Source organism: Bradyrhizobium sp. 604_D8_N2_3 (assembly GCF_051810765.1).
In the GTDB taxonomy this organism is placed as follows: domain Bacteria; phylum Pseudomonadota; class Alphaproteobacteria; order Rhizobiales; family Xanthobacteraceae; genus Bradyrhizobium; species Bradyrhizobium barranii.
The window spans coordinates 8,389,998-8,410,155 of record NZ_JBPWPM010000001.1 but is presented as its reverse complement, the minus strand read 5'-3'; the positions used below and the strand labels follow the sequence as shown (position 1 = coordinate 8,410,155).

The 20,158-nt window shown below is 63.5% G+C and carries 22 protein-coding genes; 14 read left to right on the top strand and 8 right to left on the bottom strand.

Annotated elements, in window-relative coordinates; genetic code table 11:
* The first annotated feature begins 31 nt into the window (after positions 1-31).
* Entirely contained in the window at positions 32-385 is a 354-nt protein-coding gene (locus tag AB7245_RS40455; protein ID WP_085403389.1) for a hypothetical protein, read from the top strand.
* 87 nt (positions 386-472) lie between these two features.
* Here the strand turns inward: AB7245_RS40455 and AB7245_RS40450 are convergent, their stop codons facing one another.
* From AB7245_RS40450 to AB7245_RS40440, 3 genes are all read right to left on the bottom strand, one after another.
* Positions 473-1,324 carry an adenylate/guanylate cyclase domain-containing protein gene (locus tag AB7245_RS40450; protein ID WP_439035591.1) on the bottom strand — a complete coding sequence of 284 codons (852 nt, stop codon included), beginning with the start codon at positions 1,322-1,324 and terminating at the stop codon, positions 473-475.
* A gap of 193 nt (positions 1,325-1,517) precedes the next feature.
* Entirely contained in the window at positions 1,518-1,985 is a 468-nt protein-coding gene (locus AB7245_RS40445; protein WP_014491890.1) for a YbaK/EbsC family protein, read from the bottom strand.
* A 41-nt stretch (positions 1,986-2,026) separates the two neighbouring features.
* Entirely contained in the window at positions 2,027-2,758 is a 732-nt protein-coding gene (locus tag AB7245_RS40440; protein ID WP_085403387.1) for a haloacid dehalogenase type II, read from the bottom strand.
* 533 nt (positions 2,759-3,291) lie between these two features.
* Here AB7245_RS40440 and AB7245_RS40435 point away from each other — a divergent pair.
* Genes AB7245_RS40435 through AB7245_RS40425 form a run of 3 tightly spaced genes read left to right on the top strand, consistent with a single transcriptional unit; the run spans position 3,292 to position 5,089 of the window.
* On the top strand, positions 3,292-3,888 hold the full coding sequence (locus tag AB7245_RS40435) for a superoxide dismutase (protein WP_028147969.1): 597 nt from the start codon (positions 3,292-3,294) through the stop codon (positions 3,886-3,888).
* Positions 3,889-3,893: 5 nt separating this feature from the next.
* The gene (locus tag AB7245_RS40430) at positions 3,894-4,553 is read left to right on the top strand and encodes a hypothetical protein (RefSeq protein WP_354113968.1); all 660 of its coding nucleotides are present in this window, start codon (positions 3,894-3,896) and stop codon (positions 4,551-4,553) included.
* A gap of 38 nt (positions 4,554-4,591) precedes the next feature.
* Complete coding sequence (locus tag AB7245_RS40425; RefSeq protein ID WP_085403385.1) at positions 4,592-5,089, top strand: GlcG/HbpS family heme-binding protein; 498 nt, start codon at positions 4,592-4,594, stop codon at positions 5,087-5,089.
* Between the two features lie 98 nt (positions 5,090-5,187).
* Here the strand turns inward: AB7245_RS40425 and AB7245_RS40420 are convergent, their stop codons facing one another.
* Positions 5,188-6,072, bottom strand: coding sequence for an amidohydrolase family protein (locus AB7245_RS40420; RefSeq protein WP_028147972.1), 885 nt, complete (start codon positions 6,070-6,072; stop codon positions 5,188-5,190).
* A gap of 330 nt (positions 6,073-6,402) precedes the next feature.
* On the opposite strand from AB7245_RS40420, the gene ykgO reads away from it, so the two are divergent.
* The 3 genes from ykgO to AB7245_RS40405 all read left to right on the top strand — a co-directional run bounded on the left by ykgO (position 6,403) and on the right by AB7245_RS40405 (position 7,676).
* Positions 6,403-6,528: a type B 50S ribosomal protein L36 gene (gene ykgO, locus AB7245_RS40415; protein ID WP_006611362.1), complete on the top strand. Its 126-nt coding sequence runs from the start codon at positions 6,403-6,405 to the stop codon at positions 6,526-6,528.
* Between the two features lie 106 nt (positions 6,529-6,634).
* Entirely contained in the window at positions 6,635-7,291 is a 657-nt protein-coding gene (locus AB7245_RS40410) for a tetratricopeptide repeat protein (RefSeq protein WP_094184308.1), read from the top strand.
* A 124-nt stretch (positions 7,292-7,415) separates the two neighbouring features.
* Positions 7,416-7,676 carry a hypothetical protein gene (locus AB7245_RS40405; RefSeq protein WP_028147974.1) on the top strand — a complete coding sequence of 87 codons (261 nt, stop codon included), beginning with the start codon at positions 7,416-7,418 and terminating at the stop codon, positions 7,674-7,676.
* Between the two features lie 7 nt (positions 7,677-7,683).
* Here AB7245_RS40405 and AB7245_RS40400 read toward each other — a convergent pair whose 3' ends face one another.
* Complete coding sequence (locus tag AB7245_RS40400) at positions 7,684-7,866, bottom strand: hypothetical protein (RefSeq protein WP_063986707.1); 183 nt, start codon at positions 7,864-7,866, stop codon at positions 7,684-7,686.
* Positions 7,867-8,195: 329 nt separating this feature from the next.
* On the opposite strand from AB7245_RS40400, the gene AB7245_RS40395 reads away from it, so the two are divergent.
* Complete coding sequence (locus AB7245_RS40395) at positions 8,196-9,152, top strand: alpha/beta fold hydrolase (protein WP_085403384.1); 957 nt, start codon at positions 8,196-8,198, stop codon at positions 9,150-9,152.
* A gap of 118 nt (positions 9,153-9,270) precedes the next feature.
* Here the strand turns inward: AB7245_RS40395 and cycA are convergent, their stop codons facing one another.
* Positions 9,271-9,666 carry a cytochrome c-550 CycA gene (gene cycA / locus AB7245_RS40390; RefSeq protein ID WP_014491900.1) on the bottom strand — a complete coding sequence of 132 codons (396 nt, stop codon included), beginning with the start codon at positions 9,664-9,666 and terminating at the stop codon, positions 9,271-9,273.
* 264 nt (positions 9,667-9,930) lie between these two features.
* On the opposite strand from cycA, the gene AB7245_RS40385 reads away from it, so the two are divergent.
* Both AB7245_RS40385 and AB7245_RS40380 read left to right on the top strand, forming a co-directional pair.
* A complete protein-coding gene (locus tag AB7245_RS40385) occupies positions 9,931-11,424 on the top strand; it encodes an FAD-linked oxidase C-terminal domain-containing protein (RefSeq protein ID WP_085403383.1) in 1,494 nt (497 codons plus the stop codon).
* 26 nt (positions 11,425-11,450) lie between these two features.
* Complete coding sequence (locus AB7245_RS40380; protein WP_085403382.1) at positions 11,451-12,614, top strand: acyltransferase family protein; 1,164 nt, start codon at positions 11,451-11,453, stop codon at positions 12,612-12,614.
* A 45-nt stretch (positions 12,615-12,659) separates the two neighbouring features.
* Here AB7245_RS40380 and AB7245_RS40375 read toward each other — a convergent pair whose 3' ends face one another.
* Positions 12,660-13,145 (bottom strand): putative quinol monooxygenase, encoded by a 486-nt coding sequence (locus AB7245_RS40375; RefSeq protein ID WP_094184315.1) that lies wholly within the window; start codon positions 13,143-13,145, stop codon positions 12,660-12,662.
* Positions 13,146-13,366: 221 nt separating this feature from the next.
* Here AB7245_RS40375 and AB7245_RS40370 point away from each other — a divergent pair, with 221 nt between their 5' ends.
* The 4 genes from AB7245_RS40370 to AB7245_RS40355 all read left to right on the top strand — a co-directional run bounded on the left by AB7245_RS40370 (position 13,367) and on the right by AB7245_RS40355 (position 17,849).
* Positions 13,367-14,605 (top strand): FAD-binding protein, encoded by a 1,239-nt coding sequence (locus AB7245_RS40370; protein ID WP_085403381.1) that lies wholly within the window; start codon positions 13,367-13,369, stop codon positions 14,603-14,605.
* Positions 14,602-15,924, top strand: coding sequence for a glycolate oxidase subunit GlcF (gene glcF / locus AB7245_RS40365; RefSeq protein WP_085403380.1), 1,323 nt, complete (start codon positions 14,602-14,604; stop codon positions 15,922-15,924). The genes AB7245_RS40370 and glcF overlap by 4 nt, the downstream gene beginning before the upstream one ends.
* A 68-nt stretch (positions 15,925-15,992) precedes the next feature.
* Entirely contained in the window at positions 15,993-16,367 is a 375-nt protein-coding gene (locus AB7245_RS40360; RefSeq protein WP_439035590.1) for a histone, read from the top strand.
* Positions 16,368-16,817: 450 nt separating this feature from the next.
* A complete protein-coding gene (locus AB7245_RS40355) occupies positions 16,818-17,849 on the top strand; it encodes a TorF family putative porin (RefSeq protein WP_071909500.1) in 1,032 nt (343 codons plus the stop codon).
* 255 nt (positions 17,850-18,104) lie between these two features.
* Here AB7245_RS40355 and AB7245_RS40350 read toward each other — a convergent pair whose 3' ends face one another.
* Positions 18,105-19,868: an ABC transporter ATP-binding protein/permease gene (locus AB7245_RS40350; protein ID WP_085403379.1), complete on the bottom strand. Its 1,764-nt coding sequence runs from the start codon at positions 19,866-19,868 to the stop codon at positions 18,105-18,107.
* Positions 19,869-20,158 lie beyond the last annotated feature (290 nt).

Below are 20,158 nucleotides of genomic sequence, written 5' to 3'. Positions count from 1 at the left end.
ACAAATCAAGGAAAGCGAGAAGGATCGGGACATGCGAACAGAGCGAATTGCGATGGGTCTGGCGCTTGCAGTCAGCGGCATCGTCGCGCAGGGCGCGGCATCAGCCCAGGACTATCGCGGCACAATGGAACAGCAGATGGCGTGCACGCCGGATGTCTGGCGCCTGTGCAGCGACCAGATTCCGGACACGAACCGCATTGTGACCTGCCTGCAGCAGAACACGCCGCAGCTTTCGAGCGCATGCCGGGCGGTGTTCCAGTCGAACAACCAGGCCCAGCCGCAGCAGCCGGTCCCGCGCGGCCGGGCTGTGCCGCCGCCGCGCTACAACAATGCGCCGCCGCCTGTCGCCGCGCCACCACGTCCCTATGATGATGACAACGACTAGAGCATGATCCGGAAAAGTGTGATGCGATTTTCCGAAAAGGTCATGCTCAAGTCATGACCTGAAGCGACCGCCTCACTCCCGACTCGTTTAGCGATCCCGCTTGCTGTTCGGCTCGGGTCGCTGCCGGAGTGCTGTCCGCAAGAGGGCACCGAAGAGCAATGCTGCGACCGGCCAATGGAACCAGATCTTGTGCATGCCGGTGAAAACGTTGATCAGAATCAGAAAGCCCGAAACCGTGAGGGCCACTGCAACCGGGCGGGGCAGCTTCGCCAGCCAATCCGAGACGAAGCCCATCCAGGTGGATGGCTCGTGCCTGCTGTCAATCCATCGCGCGCCAGTTTCCGAATCTGCAACAGCCCGCCCCTGGGGAGGGAGGCTTTCGTCAGCCGGGAAGCTCCGTCGCCCAGCGCTTTGGCCGCTCATGGCCACGCGATAGCTGGTCATGGGAGCAACGTTCTTCATTGGTCGCTGGCCGAGACAGTCGAAGCCAACGGACAATTTGTTGTGCACCTGATCGTAGACGGAGCTTGAGATCACAACGCCGCCGGGTTCGGCGAGCTCTTGCAGCCGCGACGCGATATTGACTCCGTCGCCATAGATGTCGGACCCGTCCACCATCACATCGCCGAGGTTAATGCCGATGCGAAACCGCATCGGGTTCGCGTGAGGTGGGTCCGAATCCTGGTTGGAAATTTCCTGCTGAATTTCGACCGCACATTGCACGGCCTCGACGACGCTGGCGAACTCGGCGATCACAGCATCGCCCCAGGTATTCACGATCCGGCCGTCATGACGCTCCACCAGTCCCGCAAAGGCAGTGCGGTAGCGGCGCAGCGTCTCCAACGTTCCGGTCTCGTCTGCCTCCATGAGGCGAGAATAGCCCTGCACGTCAGCGCACAGGACGGTGGTCAATCGTCGTTTCACCTTGTCGTCGGTCATGGTCCATATGGTAGCCTCCCTGACCGGCAATTGCATCAGGCATCGCATCTGGCCCCATCGCGGCTCAACGACCGGTCGTCCAGTCCCGAAACCGTCATACTCGTGCAACGAATGCAGCCAGCCAGGTGCCAAAACCGACCTGGCGTGAGGTCGCCCTCCGCGCCGTGGTTCACGAGGACAGGCCGGAGCCGCCTTAAGGCCTGTGCTCGCAGACGTCGACCCATTCGGCCGCGGTGAGCTCCGCCATCCGCTCGGGCGTGATGCGCACGGCGCTGTGGGTCGAGCCTGCGGCCGGCACCACCACGTCGAACGCCTTCAGCGACACATCGCAATAAATCGGCAGCGGTGACTTCAGTCCGAACGGGCAGACGCCGCCGACCTCGTGGCCGGTGATCTCGGCAACCTCCTCCAGCCCCAGCATCTTCGGCTTGCCGCCGAACGCAGCCTTGACCTTCTTGTTGTCCATGCGCGAGGTGCCGGCGGCAACGATCAGGATCACACGCTCGCCGATGCGCAACGACAGGGTCTTGGCGATCCGGCCGGGCTCGACGCCATAGGCTTCGGCGGCCAGCGGCACCGTGGCCGAGCTGATCGGGGATTCGATGACGGAGATGTCGGGGGCTTTCTCGGCGAAGAAGGCGCGAACGGATTGAAGGCTCATTCCAAACAGCTCATTCCAGACTCATGGGCGGGCGGCGATGCTTAGGCGACCGTTGGCAGTTCCGAGAGCGCGCGGACACGATGATCCGGCGCGAACCCTAGCTCGTCCATCTGGGTCCGGATCGCCTTATACATCGTCAGCGGTGCCACGAGTTCGTTCTCGACGCAAGCCAGCGCCATCGCCTCGGGCGTCACACGTTCGATCCAGGCGACGTTCAGTCCGAACGACTTCGCGCCCGCGACATCCCAGGGATTGGACGAGACGAACAGAACCTCATCCGGCCTGGTGCCGAACACCTCGCCGATCAGCGTGTAGGCCTCTGGAGACGGCTTGAAGACCTTCTTCGCATCCACGCTGATGGTGGCATCGAGCAGACGGTCGAGCCCGGAATTGCGCACGAGCGCATTCAGCATGTCCGGACTGCCATTCGAGAGGATGGCGAGTTTTCGCGGCTTCAGCGCCGCAAGCGCGGCGGCTGCATCCGGATAGAGATCGAGATCCAGATATTTCTCGATCACCCGCTCGAACGCTTCGCCTTCATAGGCGAGGCCGAGCAGGCGCAGCGTATAGGCGAGCGAGTCGCGCGTGACGGCGGCAAAATCCTGGTAGCGCCGCATCAGCGAGCGCAACCAGGTGTATTCGAGCTGCTTGATCCGCCAGACCTGCGTGATGATCTCGCCATAGCCCGGAAAAGCATCCTCGGTGATCTCTGCGACGGACTGGATGTCGTAGAGCGTTCCGTAAGCGTCGAAGACGACGGCCTTGATGCTCATGGCTCGCTCCTTTGGGACTTTGCGGTGGCGCACGGACAATACCGAAACGGCCCGGTACTCGACAAGGTCGGAACCTTCTTCAAACAATCGTCACCCCGTCGACCTCGCGCAGCAGATTGACACTGCCGCCGGCAGGCGTTTAATTCAGGGTACGGGGATTTGCGATCTCCCCGCGAGGCGACATGCCCAAGTATCGCGTCCTGGTCACCAAGGACGCCGCATGTCTTCTTTCATCTCGATCTCATCAGAGAAATTGTCCCGTCAATTGGTGCCGCCAGCGCGCCGACCCTCGTCGATGTCCGTATCGACAAGGACCGCGCGGTCTATTTGCGCACTCGACAAGACGGCGAGCACCAAGAGCTAGCGAGCACACGGGGCAAGTCGGGGACGACGATGACGTGGAGGGCTCCATGACGACGAATACCGACCGCCGAGACTTCATCAGGTGCGTGGGGGCCGCCGCGGCATCGACCGCAATACTCGCGGGGACGCAAGCCCTTGCGCAAGCCAATCAGCCAACAGGAGCCAGGCCAATGACATACCAGCCCAAGCCGATGCCGTTCGATCCGAAATCCATTGCCGGCATCTCGGAGAAGGTGCTCGTCAGCCACTACGAGAACAACTATGTCGGTGCCGTAAAGCGACTCAACGCGATCGGAACGCAACTCGCCGAGCTCGACTTCGCGAAAGCTCCGAACTTCGTCATCAACGGCCTGAAGCGCGAGGAACTCGTCGCGTCAAACTCGATGATCCTCCACGAAATCTATTTCGACGGGCTCGGCGGTGCCGGCAAGCCGAGCACACCACTTGCCGACGCGATCGCGCGCGATTTCGGCAGCATGGAGCGGTGGCGCGCGGAGTTCTCCGCCATGGGCAAGGCCGAAGGCGGCGGCTCCGGCTGGGTGATTCTTTCTTACTCGCCGCGCGACAAGCGGCTGGTCAATCAGTGGGCCGCCGACCACACGACGACGCTGGCCGGCGGACGCCCAGTACTGGTGCTCGACATGTATGAGCACGCTTATCACATGGATTATGGCGCGGCGGCCGCGAAGTATGTCGACATCTACATGGAAGCGATCAAATGGGACAACGCTGCAACACTGTACGATCAATACAGGCGGGAAGCTTAGACGTCGTGCAAAAAACGAGCGTAGCGCTCTTAGGGGCGGCGTTGTTCCTATTGTTGGTTGAAGGAAACGCGATGGCAGAAACTGTAAATTTTGACAACGCAGCAACCGGCGCAGCGCCCGAAGGCTGGACGCTGACGATGACGGGTCGTGGCCAGCCCAAATGGACGGTCGAGGTGGAGTCGACGGCGCCAAGCAAGCCGAACGTCCTGAAACAATCCGGTCAGGCGACGTTTCCAGTGGCGCTCAGGAGCGGCACCAGCATCCTGGACGGGTTCGTCGAGGTCAAGTTCAAGGCGATCGCAGGCTCCGAGGATCGTGCGGCCGGTATTGTCTGGCGCGCAAAGGATGCCGACAATTACTATGTCGTGCGGGCCAACGCGCTTGAAGACAATGTTGTGCTCTACAAGACGATCAAGGGTGTTCGCAGCGCGCTCGATATTGTCGGCCGGAAAGGCGGCTATGGCGTCAAGGTATCGGTGCCGTCAGGTCAATGGCATTCCCTACGTTGCGAATTCGCGGGAAAGCTATTCAAGGTGACGTATGACGGCAAGCCGATGTTCGAGGTCGAGGACGAATCGATCAGGGACGCCGGCATGATCGGCTTGTGGACCAAGGCCGACAGTGTCACCGTATTCGACGACCTGACATACGGTGCGCTGAACTAGGTTAACATCGGCGTCGACCCTCTCACGTCGGAGAAACCATGCTCGCTCGAACCCTGCTTGCGGCCACCGTCCTGTTGATGCTCGCGCACCCGGCAATGGCGCAGGAGCCGCTCGCGACCTACAAATCCCTGAGTCCCGAGCTGGCGCTTGATCTGGCCCGGGCATCGCTTGGTGATTGCCGATCACGCGGGTACCAGGTCGCCGTCGCGGTCGTCGATCGCTTCGGGGGGACACAGGTGATCCTTCGTGACAGGTTCGCAGGTGCTCACACCGTTTCAACGGCCTCGGGCAAGGCGTGGACCGCAGCAACATTCCGTACCAGCACCACCGAACTGAATGCCGTCAGCCAACCTGGCATGCTGCAGGCCGGTATCCGCAATCTCCCCGGCACGGTCATTATAGGTGGCGGATTGATTGTCGAAGCGGGCGGTTCACTGGTCGGAGCCGTCGGTGTGTCTGGGGCGCCCGGCGGTGATGCTGACGAAGCCTGCGCCAGGGCCGGAATCGACGCTATACGCGACAAGCTGGAGTTTTAGGGCCGCCTTGCCCGCCTCAGCGAGGCCTTGAGCGCCTGAGCGTGAGGGCTTCGGCAACCGGTCGAAGCCCTCAATGCGCCGTGGCGATGAGTACGCGGCTAGATCCCCAGCAGCCTGCGCGCGTTGGCCTTCAGTACCTTCGGCCGGATCTCGTCGCGGATCTCGATCTTGGCGAAGTCCGACAGCCAGCGGTCCGGCGTGATCACCGGCCAGTCCGAGCCGAACAGCATCTTGTCCTGAAGGATCGAGTTGATGTAGCGCACCAGGATCGGCGGGAAATACTTTGGCGACCAGCCCGAGAGGTCGATGTAGACGTTCGGCTTGTGGGTCGCGACCGACAGCGCTTCCTCCTGCCAGGGGAAGGAGGGATGGGCGAGGATGATCTTGAGGTCGGGGAAATCTGCCGCGACGTCGTCCATGTACATCGGGTTCGAATATTTCAGCCGCATGCCCATCCCGCCGGGCATGCCCGAGCCGACGCCGGTCTGGCCGGTGTGGAATAGCGCGATCGCGCCGCCATTGTTGATCTCTTCGTAGAGCGGATAGGCCATGCGATCGTTGGCGTAGAAGCCCTGCATGGTCGGATGGAATTTGAAGCCGCGCACGCCGTATTCCTCGATCAGCTTGCGCGCCTCGCGCACACCGAGCTTGCCCTTGTGCGGGTCGATCGAGACGAAGGGAATGAGGACGTCGAGATGGTCGGAGGCGATCTCCAGCATCTCCTCATTTTTGTAGCGGCGGAAGCCGGTCTCGCGCTCGGCATCGACCGGAAAGATCACCGCGGCGATGTTCTTGGAGCGGTAGTAGGCCGCGGTCTCCGGCACGGTCGGCGGATGCTTGTGCGGCGACTTGAAGTAGTCCGCCATCTGCGCCTGGAAATCGTCATAGCCGTCGTCGGGATGGGTGCCGCAGGGCTCCTCGGCGTGGGTGTGGATGTCGATGGCGACGACATCGTCGATGTTGGGCAGCTTCAGCTTCGGCATTGGTTTCCTCCCGACGGGTTGACGAATTGATTATATGATATAACGAATTTGGCAAGGCACGTCGTCGAAGCGAAGCCCCAAGTCGACAAATGCGTAGATCGGGCCGATCCGGCCGTTTCTACTTTGCTTTCTACTTTGCATGGGGTTGTTTTCCAGAATTTGCTGGCCCGGAACCGGGCAGTTAACATTGACATCCGGTCCTCCCATGCCTTAAGAACCGCCCCGTCCCGGGCGGTCGGTCCGCCAGCGGGAAAGATCTCATTTTGCCACATTCGCGCGTGCCGAAACGGTAGTGCCGAACACGGCCTTTCGAACGTTCAGGATTCTGCCATGAAGGTCCGTAACTCGCTGAAATCGCTGCGCGGTCGCCATCGCGCCAACCGCCTGGTCCGCCGCAAGGGCCGAGTCTATGTGATCAACAAGGTGCAGCGCCGCTTCAAGGCTCGCCAGGGCTGATATTGCCCTCGCGGTCGCCTCCGCGCGCCCCGCAAGACCACGGCTCACACGAGTTTGACGCCGCCTTTGCTTTGCAAGGGCGGCTTTGCGCGTTTAGACTTTGCGCATGGCAGTGAGATTCCTGGCAGTGAGCTTCCCTTTCGCACGCACCCTGTGTCTGGCCCTTGTGCTGGGCGCCACTGGCCTTACGCCAGCCCTGGCGCAGAAAGAGCTGCCTGCCCCTCCCGGCAAGGAACAGAAGAAGCTGCCGGAGGCGCCGGCCAAGCTGCCCAAGGTCGACCGCAGCAAGAATCTCGATTTCCTGTTCGGCGCGCTCAAGGCCGCGCCCGACGAGGCCAGCGCCAAGCATGTCGAGGCGCGGATCTGGGCGATCTGGATCCAGACCCCGAGCGACACCGCATCGCTGTTGATGGCGCGGGCCAAGACCGCGGTCGACGCGCAGAAGATCGACATCGCGATCAAGCTGCTGGATTCGGTCATCAAGCTCAGGCCCGACTACATCGAGGCCTGGAACCGGCGCGCCACGCTCTACTACATGCAGAATGACTACGGCCGCTCGCTTGCCGACATCCGCGAGGTGTTGATCCGGGAGCCTCGCCATTTCGGCGCACTCGCAGGCCTCGGCATGATCATGCAGGAGGTCGGTGACGAGAAACGTGCGCTCGAGGCCTACCGCAAGGCGCTGGCCGTCAATCCGCACCTCGAGAAGATCCCCGAGCAGGTCAAGGCGCTGACCGAGAAGGTCGAAGGCCGCGACATCTAGCGGACAAGTTGATCATTTCCCGAGTGATTGCAGCGTGCGCGGATTAACCACGATCACACGTGCGGCGTTCTCAGGGGTATTGTTGAAGCGCGCGCAGGCCTACCTGCATGGCAGGAGCACGGCCATGAAGCGTTTGATCTTTGCAGGTGTATTGCTGCTCGCGTCGGGCTCGGTGAGCCTCGCCGACGGCTTGTTCTGGGTGGTCGGCAATCGCGCCACCGGCAAATGCAACATCGTAACCAGCAATCCCGTGATCATCGGCGACATCTGGTTCGGCGACGGTCCCTACAAATCCAGGGCCGATGCCAAGCTTGCCCGTTCGACGATCCGCGCCTGCCCTGCGGTCACACCCGACGAGGAAAAGGACGAGGACGGAACGAACTAGCCTGCACTTAGTGCAGGACGCTACCGGCGCGCTCGACAAGGCCGTGATCGGCGGCCGCGGCGTAAGCCTTTGCAAGCTCCGTCTCGAGATGCTCGTTGATCAGAAGCAGTGCCCGCACTGCACCGCGCAGGTCACCGTTGCAGCTCGCCACGATCTCGTCGATCGCAGTGTCTTTGGATCTGAAGCTCATCGACATTCTCCGGTTCAAATCAGGACAAATCCTGCCGGCCTTTCCCGCATCCCCTTGGAGTTTGCGAGGAGGATCGGCGCCCACCCGCGCCTAGATGGCGGAACCGACCGTGGCGATTATATGGAAGCCGCGATGACGACTGCATGAAGCTGGCCCGAGGCTTGCGCGCTGCGAGGAATTCCATTGATTTTATTGCGTTTTTTCCTGCTGGAATTATGCACATATCCACAGCCCCGGCATTTCAAGTGGAGCGCGGGATCTCACGGCGCGAAACTGCCGCCCGCTAGTCTCGTAACTGCCAGGTGCCCTGGATCGCCCGGATTCTCCCCATGATTGTGATGTCAGTCGTGACCGCGCTGGTTCTGCTGGCGCTGGCCACGCAGGCCGGCGTCCTCGCCGTGCAACGCGCCTTTCCGCCCCAGGGCCGGATGGTCGAGGTCGACGGCGCTGTGCTTCACGTCGTCGATATCGGTCCGCGCGGTTCAGGCATGCCGATCGTGATGCTGCACGGCGCGAGCTCCAATCTCGAAGCGATGCGGCGTCCGCTCGGCGACCTCCTTGCCAAAGACCATCGCGTCATCCTGATCGACCGTCCCGGTCACGGCTGGAGCACGCGGATGCGGCGGCAGGATTCGACGCCAGAGATCCAGGCCCGGATGATTGACGAGGCGCTTCGTAAGCTCGGGATCGATCGCGCGGTCTTCGTCGTGCATTCCTGGAGCGGTGCGCTCGGCGCGCGGATCGCGCTCGATCATCCCGGCCGCGTCGCCGGTCTCGTCATGCTGGCGCCGGTGACCCATCCCTGGCGCGGCGGCGTCGGCCGCTACAACGAGATCATCGCAACGCCGGTGATCGGCCGGCTGCTCGCCTATACCATCACGCTGCCGATGGGGTATTTCGTTGCCGAGGCCGGCGCGCGCAGCGTCTTCCTGCCGCAGACCATGCCGGATGGTTTCGTGCAGGACTCCGCGACGCCGCTGCTGCTGCGCCCGCGCGAGTTCATCGCCAATGCCTATGATTTGGTGACGCTGAAGGAAGCGGTGACGGCGCAGGCTGCGCGTTATGGCGAGATCAAGGCGCCGGTCACGATCATCGCCGGCGAGCCCGACAAGACGGTGAAGACCGCCATCCACGCGCGTCCCTTCGCCGCGATGGTGCCGGGTGCAAAGCTGATCGTGCTGCCCGATCTCGGCCACATGGTGCAGAACGCTGTGCCGGATCTGGTGAAGACGGAAATCGAGACGATGATCGGGAAAATCGTCCCTGCGCAGGCGGCCGCCGATTAAGGCGTTTTCGAGCGAAGTGGATACCGGTTCGCGTGAAGAAAACGCGTCGAAACAAGAAGCCCGAGCTTCGGTTCTGACTCAATCAGAACCGAAGCTCGGGCGGCCGCCGTTCACGCGCTTACTGCTTGATTTTCCCGTCCTTGTCGAACTGCGCGACGAAGGCCCAGAGATTGTTGATCTCGTTCTCGTTCTTGATGCCCGCGAACGCCATCTTGGTGCCGGGGATCTTGGCCTTGGGGTCCTTGATGTATTCCTTGAACGTGGCTTCATCCCAGGTGATGCCGGAATTCTTGTTCGCATCCGAATAATTGTAGTCCGGTGCGGTGCCTGACTTGCGGCCGTTGAGGCCGTTGAGCTCGGGGCCGACCTTGTTCTTGGCGCCTTCGCCGATGGCGTGGCAGGCCAGGCATTTGTTGAACGACGATTTGCCGGCCGCAACATCCTGCGCCATCGCGGCGGGTGCGGTGGCAGTCACGGTGAGGATCATCAGTGCGCCAAAAGTCAGTTTTGTCATCGGGTGCTCTTCGTCTCTTCCCTGGTGGGTCTAGGCTGGTCGGTCTTGCCTGGTCGGCAAACGACGGACCCGCCGGTTTTGGCAGGCCCGCCCGGCTTGGACAAGCCGCGAAACCATGACAGGTTTCATGCTGCCCTACTTGTCCCAGAGCGAACTCGCCGAAGATGGCCGCTCCGACTTTCGGATGGCCTACCCAAACAGGCGCGGACGTGGTTGATTTGCCGCGATAATTTGATCGTGGGCTACGAGTCGGAAGGATATGTTATGGCCATCATGATGCCCGCGAGCGACCAGGCCGTGCTGGCGCGCCGCGCTGAGATCGTGGCTGCATTGCGCGCAATCGTGCCCGGCGAGGGCGTGATCGACAGCGCCTCCGAGATGCGGGCCTACGAATCCGACGGGCTGACGGCCTATCGGCAGCCGCCGATGGTCGTGGTGCTGCCCGACACCACCGAGCAGGTCTCGCTCGTCCTGAAATATTGTGCCGGGCAGGGGATCAAGGTGGTTCCGCGCGGCTCCGGCACTTCGCTGTCCGGGGGCGCGCTGCCGCTGGAAGATGGCGTGCTGCTCGGGCTCGGCAAGTTCAAGCGGATCCGCGAGATCGATTTCGACAACCGCGTCGTCGTCACCGAGCCCGGCGTCACCAATCTCGCCATCAGCCAGGCGGTCGCGCATGCCGGCTTCTACTACGCCCCCGATCCGTCCTCGCAGATCGCCTGCTCGATCGGCGGCAATGTCGCGGAGAATTCCGGCGGCGTGCACTGCCTGAAATACGGCATGACCACCAACAACGTGCTCGGTTGCGAGATTGTCCTGATGAGCGGCGAGATCCTGCGCATCGGCGGCAAGTCGGCGGAGAACACCGGCTACGACCTGATGGGCGTCATCACCGGCTCGGAAGGTCTGCTCGGGGTCATCACCGAGATCACGGTGCGCATCCTGCAAAAGCCGGAGACGGCGCGGGCGCTGATGGTCGGCTTCGCGCAGGTTGAGGCGGCCGGCGAATGCGTGGCGCGCATCATCGGCGCCGGCATCATTCCCGGCGGCATGGAGATGATGGACAAGCCGGCGATCCACGCCGCCGAGGCCTTCGTTCATGCCGGCTATCCGCTCGACGTCGAAGCGCTGCTCATCATCGAGCTCGACGGTCCCAAGATCGAGGTCGACGAGCTGATCACGCGCGTCGAGACCATTGCGAATGCTTGCGGCTCGACCACCTGCCAGATCTCGACCTCCGAGGCCGAGCGCAATTTGTTCTGGGCCGGCCGCAAAGCGGCGTTTCCGGCCGTTGGCCGCATCTCGCCCGATTATCTCTGCATGGACGGCACGATCCCGCGCGGCGCGCTGCCGAAGGCGCTCGCCCGCATCCGCGAACTGTCGGAAAAGTACCAGCTCGGCTGCGCCAATGTGTTCCACGCCGGCGACGGCAATCTGCATCCGCTGATCCTCTACGATGCCAACAAGCCCGGCGAGATCGAGCGCGCCGAGGCCTTCGGCGCCGACATCCTGCGCGCCTGCGTCGAGTTCGGCGGCGTGCTCACCGGCGAGCACGGCGTCGGCATCGAGAAGCGCGACCTGATGCCGGAGATGTTCACCGAGATCGACCTCAACCAGCAGCAGCGCCTGAAATGCGCTTTTGACGCGCAGGGCCTGCTCAATCCCGGAAAGGTGTTTCCGACCCTGCATCGCTGCGCCGAGCTCGGCCGCATGCATGTGCACGCCGGGAAGGTGGCGTTTCCGGACATTCCGCGGTTCTGACGGTCGATACCCGGCATGGCGGCGACATGGCGGACGTTCGGATCAGTGTGACGAAAGAAGCGCCGGGCAGGCCGCTGGCGAAGTCGCGCCTGCTGTTCATCGACAACATCCGCTGGTCGATGATCATTCTCGTGCTGAGCATGCACGCAGCCGACACCTACAGTCCGTTCGGCAATTGGTACTATGTCGACCGGCGGGAGACCGGCTTCGGCACGGCCCTCTTCTTCGGCATCTATCAGAGCTTCCTCCAGGCCTTCTTCATGGCCGCGCTGTTCTTCATCGCCGGCTATTTCGCCGTCGGCGCCTTCGATCGGAAAGGACTTTCGAAATTTGCGCGTGATCGGCTGATCAGGCTCGGCTTGCCGACTTTGCTCTACATGTTGGTGATCGGCCCGCTGACGCAGTATTTTCTGTCATGGACTTGGGGCAAGGGCGGTTTCGGCCATCAATGGCTGACCCATCTGATGGACGGCGAATGGCTTTCCGAGACGGGACCGATGTGGTTTTGCGCGGTGCTGCTGCTGGTCTCGCTCCTCTATGGCCTGATCCGCCAGACCGGATGGCGGGAGCCCGAGGTTGCGCTGTGCGGCACGGGGATTGTTCTGTTCGTTGCGGCCATGGCGGCGTTCACCTTCGCCGTTCGCATCGCCATCCACGCCGATACCTCCGTGCTCAACGTTCACCCCGGCGATCTCCCGCAATACGCTCTCATGTTCGCAGCCGGCGCCGTCGGCTATCGCAGCAATTGGATGGTTGGGCTTGCCGAGCGCTCCTGTATCCGCTGGGGACTGCTCGCGCTGTCGCTCTCTGTGCCGCTGTTTGCAGCGCTCGTGCTGTTCGGGGGAGGCCTGCAGGGGGACACCGCGCTCTATGCAGGCGGCTTCAACGTCGTCAGTGCCGGGAAGTGCCTGTGGGAGGCGCTGGTCTGCGTCGGCATGGGTCTCTTGATGCTGGCCGTCTACCGCCGCTATTTCGACGCGCAAGGGCCGGTCGCCAAATGGCTCTCGGACAACGCCTTCGGCGTCTACCTGATCCATCCGCCGATCCTGGTCGGCTTTGCCCTGCTTCTGCACGCACTGCCGCTCTTCGCACTCACGAAGGCGCTCCTGCTGACCATGTTGGCCGCGATCGGCAGCTTGGCCGTCTCGGCACTGATCCTGCGCAGATCGCCGCTGCGCGCGATCATATAGTCGTATGCCGCGGTCCAGATCGAACCGCGGCATACGAGCTGGTGTTTACATGAGTGCGTATTGAGCCCGTTCGCGCTTCGCCAGCAGCGGCAGGGCTTCGCCGGCGATGCAGGTCTTGAAATGCGCGCTCTCCTGGTGCGCTTTGAACGCGGCCTCGTCGCGGAACAGCTCGTAGAACAGGAACTGGGCCGGATTGTCCCTGGCGCGCGAGATCAGGAACAGCTTGACGCCCTCCTCGCGCTGCGCCTCCGGCAGGAAGCGGTCGAGGATCGCGGCGACCTTGTCGGCCTCGCCGGGCTTGGCCTCCCATTGCGCGACGACGAGCAGGCCGCCGCCGTCGACGGCGTCGCTGAGGGATTTCTGCGTGGCATAGTGGTTCATGGTCCTTGCTCCTTGCTGCTGGGCTTGAGATGACGCCGCCGCCCATGGCGAGAGATAGATCGCCAGGACGGCTCCGAAGGCCCGGATCACCGACCTGCGGCTGAACGCTTCGTGGACGCGCGGCACCAGCCGCTGATGTGTCGATCGCATGCTTGTCTCCATCGGTTGGCCTCGATCGCGATCGGCGCAAGCTTGTAGCGAGGGCCTGCCGGCTTTGGTTCGCCGCTGGTCGAAGTGTCGATGTCGTGAACGCTTCGATCATGATCGAAGCGTCGTGGTCGCCCGTGCCGGATCCCCGACTGCACCGGCGCTGATCGCCGGCGTCACGCCGCATTTGATTTTGGCGGCGAATTTCGCTACCGCCTTTTCCCGTGGATACGCTCAGGGTCAGAGACGCCAAAGACGTCGAAGAGGTGGTGCGCGCGGCGATTGCCAACGAGCAGCCGCTCGAGATCATCGGTCATGGCAGCAAGCGCAGCATTGGCCACACAATGGCGACCAACGCCGTGCTCGACCTCTCCGCGCTGAATGCCGTCACCTCCTACGAACCCAACGAGCTGATCGTCACGCTCCAGGCCGGCGCCCCGCTGGCCGACGTGCTGTCGCTGATCGACGCCAAGAACCAGCAATTCGCCTTCGAGCCGATGAACACCGCGCCGCTGCTCGGCACGCCCGCGTTGGGTACCATCGGCGGCATGATCGCGGCCGGTCTCGCCGGTCCGCGGCGGATCAAGGCGGGCGGGGCGCGCGATCACCTGCTCGGGGCGCACGCCGTCTCCGGTTTCGGCGACAGCTTCAAGACCGGCGGCAAGGTGGTGAAGAACGTCACCGGCTACGACCTCTGCAAGCTGCTGGCGGGGTCCTGGGGCACGCTGTCGGTAATGACCGAGGTGACGCTCAAGGTGATGCCGAAGCCCGAAGCGGAGCGGACGCTGCTGCTGCGCGGGCTCGACGATGCCGTCGCCAACAAGGCGATGACCGCGGCGCTCGGCTCGCCCTTCGACGTCTCCGCCGCCGCGCATCTGCCGAAATCGGCCTTCCGGGCGAAGACCGACGGGCTGGGCGACATCGCCAGCCAGGGCGAAGCGCTAACCGTGCTGCGGCTCGAGGGCATCACGGCGTCCGCCGCGCACCGCGCCGGCTCGCTGCGCGAATTGCTGGCGCCGTTCGGAACCGCGACGCTGGTCGAGGATGTGGCCTCCGCCGCATTGTGGGCCACGATCCGCGACGTCCTGCCGTTCGCGGCCGGCGGTGCAGTTGGGGCCTGGCCGGTGTGGCGGATCGTTTGTCCGCCGGCTTCCGGCGCGGTGCTCGGGACCCAGCTGGCGCGCGAGACCGGCGGCGACATCATCTACGATTGGGGCGGCGGCCTGATCTGGGCCGCGCTGCCGCCGAAGGCTGACGCGCATGCCCCGGCCGTGCGCCAGCGTGCGGATGCTGTGGGCGGGCACGCCACGCTGATCCGGGCGGCCGAGGACGTCAGGCGCGGTGTCGACGTATTCCATCCGCAGGCGCCCGGCATTGCCGCGCTGAGCGATCGGGTCCGCGCCAGTTTCGATCCGAAAACCATTCTCAACCGGGGGCGGCTGACGCGGGGCGCTGCGGCATGAAGACCGAATTCTCACTGGCGCAGCTCGCCGACCCCGACATCGCGGAAGCCGACAAGATCCTGCGCGCCTGCGTCCATTGCGGCTTCTGCACTGCAACCTGTCCGACCTATGTGCTGCTCGGCGACGAGCTCGATAGCCCGCGCGGCCGCATCTACCTGATCAAGGAGATGCTGGAGAAGGACCAGACCCCGACGGCCGAGGTGGTCAAGCATGTCGACCGCTGCCTGTCGTGTCTGTCCTGCATGACGACCTGCCCCTCGGGGGTGAACTACATGCACCTCGTCGACCAGGCCCGGGTCAGGATCGAGCAGCGCTATCAGCGGCCGCTGACCGAGCGGCTGTTGCGCCAGGTGCTGGCCTTTGTCCTGCCGAATCCGCAGCTCTTCCGCACCAGCATGTGGCTGGCGCGCCTCGCCCGTCCGCTTGCCGTATTCCTGCCGACGCCGCGGCCGTCGGCGACGCCCGGCCTGATCCAGCGCCTCAAGGCGATGCTGGCGCTGGCGCCGAACCGTCTGCCGTCGCCCGGCCCGCTCCCCGGCAGCGTATTCGCGGCACTCGGCAAGAAGCGCGGCCGGGTCGCGCTGCTGCAAGGCTGTGCCCAGCAGGTGCTGGCGCCGCGCATCAACCAGGCCGCCATCAGCCTCCTCACCCGCCACGGCATCGAGGTTGTCCTGGTCCGGGACGAGCAGTGCTGCGGCGCGCTGACCCACCATCTGGGCAACGACCAGGATGCGTTGGCGCGGGCCCGCGCCAACGTCGCGGCGTGGCGAAAGGAAGCGGCCGGCGAGGGGCTCGACGCCATCCTGGTGACGGCCTCCGGCTGCGGCACGGTGATCAAGGACTACGGCTATCTCCTGCGCGAGGACACGGCGTTTGCCGCCGATGCAGCGCAGGTGTCCACGCTCGCCAAGGACATCACCGAATTCGTTGCCGGCCTCGAGCTCGCGACCACTACGCGACAGGACAATATCGTCGTCGCCTATCACTCCGCGTGTTCGTTGCAGCACGGGCAGAAAATCACGGGCCTTCCGAAAGAATTGCTTTCCAAGAATGGATTCGTGGTGAAAGATGTGCCGGAGAGCCATTTGTGTTGCGGCTCGGCGGGGACCTACAACATTCTCCAGCCCGAGCTTGCGGGCCGGTTGCGCGACCGCAAGGTCGCCAACATCGCAAGCGTCAAGCCGGACATGATTGCCGCGGGCAATATCGGCTGCATGGTGCAGATTGCCAGTGGCACGTCAGTTCCGGTCGTACACACGATTGAGCTTCTCGATTGGGCTACGGGCGGGTCGCGGCCGGCATTGAATGCCTCGAGCTAGCCTTCGTCCGGAGGTGACGGCTGAAGACGCCCGATCGACCATTGTTCGGCGGCAACAGGAGGACCACGATGGCGAAAGCGAAGAAGAAAAAAAGCAAGAAGGCCAAAAAGGCCAAGAAGGCTGTAGCGGCGAAGAAGACCGCGAAGAGGGCAGCCAAGAAGTCCGCGAAAAAGTCTGCCAAGAAGTCTGCGAAGAAATCTGCCAGGAAGGCCGCCCCGAAGAAGGCCGCCAAGAAGGCTGCGAAGAAGTCGGCCAAGAAGGCTGCCAAGCCGGCTGCACCGAAGAAGGCCGCAAAGAAAGCGGCGCCGAAGAAGGCGAACGCAGCTCCTGCGCCGAAGCCCTCAGCGCCGGTGGCGGCTCCGGCTCCGGAGCCCGCCGCCGAGACAAGCTGGGCGATGCCTTCGTCTTCTGCGGAGCCGACGCCGGCCGAAGGGCAGGGTTAGGCCCCGAGGGGCTCCCACGGTTAGGGTCCAAGTCAGGTCCAAGGTGAGGGCCAAGGCTGGGTCCATCCCGACGACAACGACCGACAACAGGAAGGCCGCGGCGGTGATGCTGCGGCCTTTTTGCATCGGCACAATGGTCGCCGCCCGGTTGTCGTTTCTCGCGTCAGTCCGATTCGTGGCACAGGCACCACTGCACCGGCGGCTCCCGTATTAATCCGGGCGGCTCTGTGCACTTTGGAATGAAAATAATGTGATCGAGAAGCAACACAGGCGGACAACCTTCTGTAGAATCGTCAGAACGCCTAAAAAGTCGGCAGATGCTCGTGATTTTTGCTTCACGGTTCGCATCCTCCCATCCAGATTGTCGCGGTAACGAAATTTTGCAGACACGTCGTACGCCCGGGGGGCTTCCGGGAAACCGACTGGGTAGAACTGGTGATGGGGATCGAAATGAAAAAAGTGGCTTTGTTGGCAACGGCGCTGGCAATGGTGACGGGTTCGGCTTTCGCGGCAGACATGCCGGTCAAGGCTCTGAAGGCCCCGCCGCCGCCCGCCTTTGACCCCTGGGATGTCGCCTTCGGCGCCGGCATCATGAGCGATTACATCTTCCGCGGCGTTACTCAGTCGAACCACAACCCGTCGGTCGCCGCCTATTTCGAGCCGCGCTACAACGTCAACAAGGACCTCCAGCTCTACGTCGGTGCGTCCGCGGAGAGCATCTCGTTCCCGAACCGCGCCGCGGCTGAAGTCGACATCTACGGCGGTATCCGCCCGACCTTCGGCATGTTCGCCTTCGACTTCGGTATCTGGGGCTACCTCTATCCGGGCGGAAGCTGCTTCGGTTCGCAGGGCACCCTCGCCCAGGGCAATTGCGGCACCGGCCTCGACAATTCGCAGGGCGCGATCGGCCTTCCGATCAACGGCAACTTCGCCAAGAAGGACGCAAGCTTCTACGAAGTCTATGCCAAGCTGAATCTCAACATCAACGACCAGTGGGTCGTTGGCTTCAACGAGTACTATTCGCCGAACTTCCTGAACCTCGGCGCCTGGGGTAACTACGCCTCGATCACCGCCAAGTGGACCGCGCCGAGCACCACGTTCGGTGCCAGCGGCGTCGGCATGTATGTGTCGGGTGAATTCGGCCGTCAGTGGCTCGGCACCTCCGACATCTTCTACGGCATTGCCGGCGACCCGCTGTACTCCAACGGCATCAAGGAGCCGAGCTACAACACCTGGAACGTCGGCGTCGGCTTCACCTACAAGGTGTTCACGCTCGATCTGCGCTACTACGACACCGACCTCTCGAAGGGTAACTGCAACGCCTTCACCAGCGACTTCTCGGCCACCAACTCCAGCCCCGGTTTCGTGACGCCGATCAATGGCGGCGCGAACGCGGCCACGGCGTTCGGCTCCAACTGGTGCAGCGCGGCCGGCGTCGCCAAGCTCTCGGTCGACCTGACGGCGATGACCAACCTGAAGTAAGTTTCTTCCCGAGACGACCTAACGAGGGCGGCAGAGCAATCTGCCGCCCTTTTGCTTTGGGCTTGGGCTCGTCTGTGAGAGCGCTCGGCCTGCATGGTTCGACACGCGCCGCCAGGCGGCGCTCCTCGCCATGAGGGTCGAGGATCTTGCCGCGATTACAGACCTCATCCTGAAGAGCCCGCCGGAGGCGGCGTCTCGAAGGGTGGCTGCAACGAAGGTCCTACCGAGGCTAGCCTCAGGCTTGGTTGTGTCACCTCAGCTCGCCGCGGTCGGCTCCGCCTGGGCCGGCTCGCCGTCCTTGCCGAGAACGTGGATCTCGCCGTCCTTCACCAACGCCACCTTGCGGGTGTGGAAGGCGTCGAGCGTCGAGCGGTGGCCGATCGAGACGATGGTGGCCTGCGGCAGCTTCTCCGCCAGCAGCCGGTACAGCCGGGCTTCCGATGGTTCGTCCAGCGACGCCGTGGCCTCGTCGAGGAACAGATAATCCGGCACGTGCAGGAGGGCGCGCGCGAGCCCCAGGCGCTGCTGCTCGCCGAGCGAGAGCGTCCTGTTCCAATGACCGTCCTCGTCGAGTCGCTCGGCCAGCTTCGGCATGCCGACCGCAATGAGTGCGTCCCGGATTTTCTCCGGTGCGACGGCGCCATGTTCTGCCGGGTAGATGACCGCGTCGCCTAGCGGGCCGATCGGGAAGTAGGGGCGCTGCGGTAGCATCATCAGCTTCGATTTCCCGGGTATGGCGATGGTGCCGGTGCCGAACGGCCAGACGCCGGCGATGGCCCGGAAAAGCGTCGACTTGCCGGAGCCCGACGGCCCGGTCACCAAGACCCGCTCCGCCGGTTGGATCGTGAAGGCATCGGCTGCGACCAGAGGCGCACCGTTCGGTAGCTTCACGAGCAGCTGCTTGAGCGCGATCGCCGTCGTGCTGCCGGATGGTGCAAGGCCGATGGTCGGCTCATGCGTCGGCGGGTGTGCGGCCGAGGCCACCGACATCTCGAAGCCGTCGAGACGGGCGACGATCGCGCGCCATTCCGCCAGCGCCCGGTAGGCCACCACGAAGAACGACAGCGCACCCTGGACGCTCGAGAAGGCCGATGCCGTCTGCATCATGTCGCCGAGCTGGATCTTCTTGGCGAAGAAGGCTGGCGCCACCAGCACGTAGGGAAAGATCACGGCAGCCTGCTGATAGCTCGCCGTGAACGCGGTGAGGCGCTTGGTCCGGCTCATGATGGCGTACCAGTTGCCGATCACGAAGCCGAAGCGACGGAAGAGACCGCCGCGTTCGGCGCCCTCGCCCTTGAGCAGCGCGATCTGCTCGGAATTCTCGCGGACGCGGACGAGGTTGAAGCGAAAGTCGGCCTCATAGCGCTGTTGCTCGAAATTGAGATTGACCAGCGGCGCTCCGATCCAGTGCGTCAGCGCGGTGCCGAAGATCGCGTAGATCAACGCGCCCCAGCACAAATAGCCGGGGATCATGAGATCGGTGCCGAACAGGTGCAGCGGCGCGGCGTTGGACAGGCCCCAGAGGATGATCACGAAGGAGAACAGCGTCACGATCGCCGAGAGCAGGCCCAGTCCGATCGTCAGGGTCTGCTCGACGAAGTTCTTGACGTCGTCGGTGATGCGCTGGTCAGGGTTGTCGGCCGCATCGCCCTTGAGCTGCATGCGGTAATGCGTGGAGCCGTCGAGCCATTCGCGGAGATAGTGTTGGGTGAGCCACTGCCGCCAGCGGATCTGGAGCCACTGGTTCAGGTACAGCTTGTAGACCGCCAGCGCGATCGCGGTGAAGGCGAGGCCGATGAAGATCCAGATCTGCGTGACGAAGGCGTCCCAGTCGCTGTTCTGGAGCGCGCTGTAGAACCGGTTCTGCCACTGGTTCACCAGCACGTCGATCGCGACCAGCGCCAGCTCGATTGCGATCACGGCGGCGAGCAGGCCGCAGCCTGCCCACTTGTCCTCCGAGCGGAAATAGGGGACGGCGATTCGCCAGACGATCGCGAGCGTGGCGCTGATGTTCTTCACAGAGCTCTGTCTCCTGAGGGGATGTGCACAACGGCCATAGGCCAAATGGCTGTGGCAACGGCAGAAAGCGCTTAGACTAAAGTCGCAAGTTCATCAATTTGCGTTGGCTTGTCGCAGCTTGCAACCCTAGCATGGGTACAACGGCGCGGGGTGGGGGCCTCCGGGACTTCGCGGGCTTGTGAGCGGACGGGAACCGCCGCACTCGCGAGGAATTCGCGTCCAGCTCGGGGGTTATCGCTTCCAGCGTCAAGCAGGTTCGGCTGTCCACGCGGGCCGCCTGCCGCAACAGG

Coding starts and splice junctions, on each gene's coding strand:
- AB7245_RS40395 (WP_085403384.1), top strand. CDS start 8,196: ATGATTGTGATGTCAGTCGTGACCGCGCTGGTTCTGCTGGCGCTGGCC.
- AB7245_RS40440 (WP_085403387.1), bottom strand. CDS start 2,758: ATGAGCATCAAGGCCGTCGTCTTCGACGCTTACGGAACGCTCTACGAC.
- AB7245_RS40455 (WP_085403389.1), top strand. CDS start 32: ATGCGAACAGAGCGAATTGCGATGGGTCTGGCGCTTGCAGTCAGCGGC.
- AB7245_RS40450 (WP_439035591.1), bottom strand. CDS start 1,324: ATGACCGACGACAAGGTGAAACGACGATTGACCACCGTCCTGTGCGCT.
- AB7245_RS40425 (WP_085403385.1), top strand. CDS start 4,592: ATGCTCGCTCGAACCCTGCTTGCGGCCACCGTCCTGTTGATGCTCGCG.
- cycA (WP_014491900.1), bottom strand. CDS start 9,666: ATGACAAAACTGACTTTTGGCGCACTGATGATCCTCACCGTGACTGCC.
- AB7245_RS40420 (WP_028147972.1), bottom strand. CDS start 6,072: ATGCCGAAGCTGAAGCTGCCCAACATCGACGATGTCGTCGCCATCGAC.
- glcF (WP_085403380.1), top strand. CDS start 14,602: ATGAAGACCGAATTCTCACTGGCGCAGCTCGCCGACCCCGACATCGCG.
- AB7245_RS40405 (WP_028147974.1), top strand. CDS start 7,416: ATGAAGCGTTTGATCTTTGCAGGTGTATTGCTGCTCGCGTCGGGCTCG.
- ykgO (WP_006611362.1), top strand. CDS start 6,403: ATGAAGGTCCGTAACTCGCTGAAATCGCTGCGCGGTCGCCATCGCGCC.
- AB7245_RS40360 (WP_439035590.1), top strand. CDS start 15,993: ATGGCGAAAGCGAAGAAGAAAAAAAGCAAGAAGGCCAAAAAGGCCAAG.
- AB7245_RS40410 (WP_094184308.1), top strand. CDS start 6,635: ATGGCAGTGAGATTCCTGGCAGTGAGCTTCCCTTTCGCACGCACCCTG.
- AB7245_RS40385 (WP_085403383.1), top strand. CDS start 9,931: ATGGCCATCATGATGCCCGCGAGCGACCAGGCCGTGCTGGCGCGCCGC.
- AB7245_RS40435 (WP_028147969.1), top strand. CDS start 3,292: ATGACATACCAGCCCAAGCCGATGCCGTTCGATCCGAAATCCATTGCC.
- AB7245_RS40355 (WP_071909500.1), top strand. CDS start 16,818: ATGAAAAAAGTGGCTTTGTTGGCAACGGCGCTGGCAATGGTGACGGGT.
- AB7245_RS40375 (WP_094184315.1), bottom strand. CDS start 13,145: ATGCGATCGACACATCAGCGGCTGGTGCCGCGCGTCCACGAAGCGTTC.
- AB7245_RS40380 (WP_085403382.1), top strand. CDS start 11,451: ATGGCGGACGTTCGGATCAGTGTGACGAAAGAAGCGCCGGGCAGGCCG.
- AB7245_RS40400 (WP_063986707.1), bottom strand. CDS start 7,866: ATGAGCTTCAGATCCAAAGACACTGCGATCGACGAGATCGTGGCGAGC.
- AB7245_RS40445 (WP_014491890.1), bottom strand. CDS start 1,985: ATGAGCCTTCAATCCGTTCGCGCCTTCTTCGCCGAGAAAGCCCCCGAC.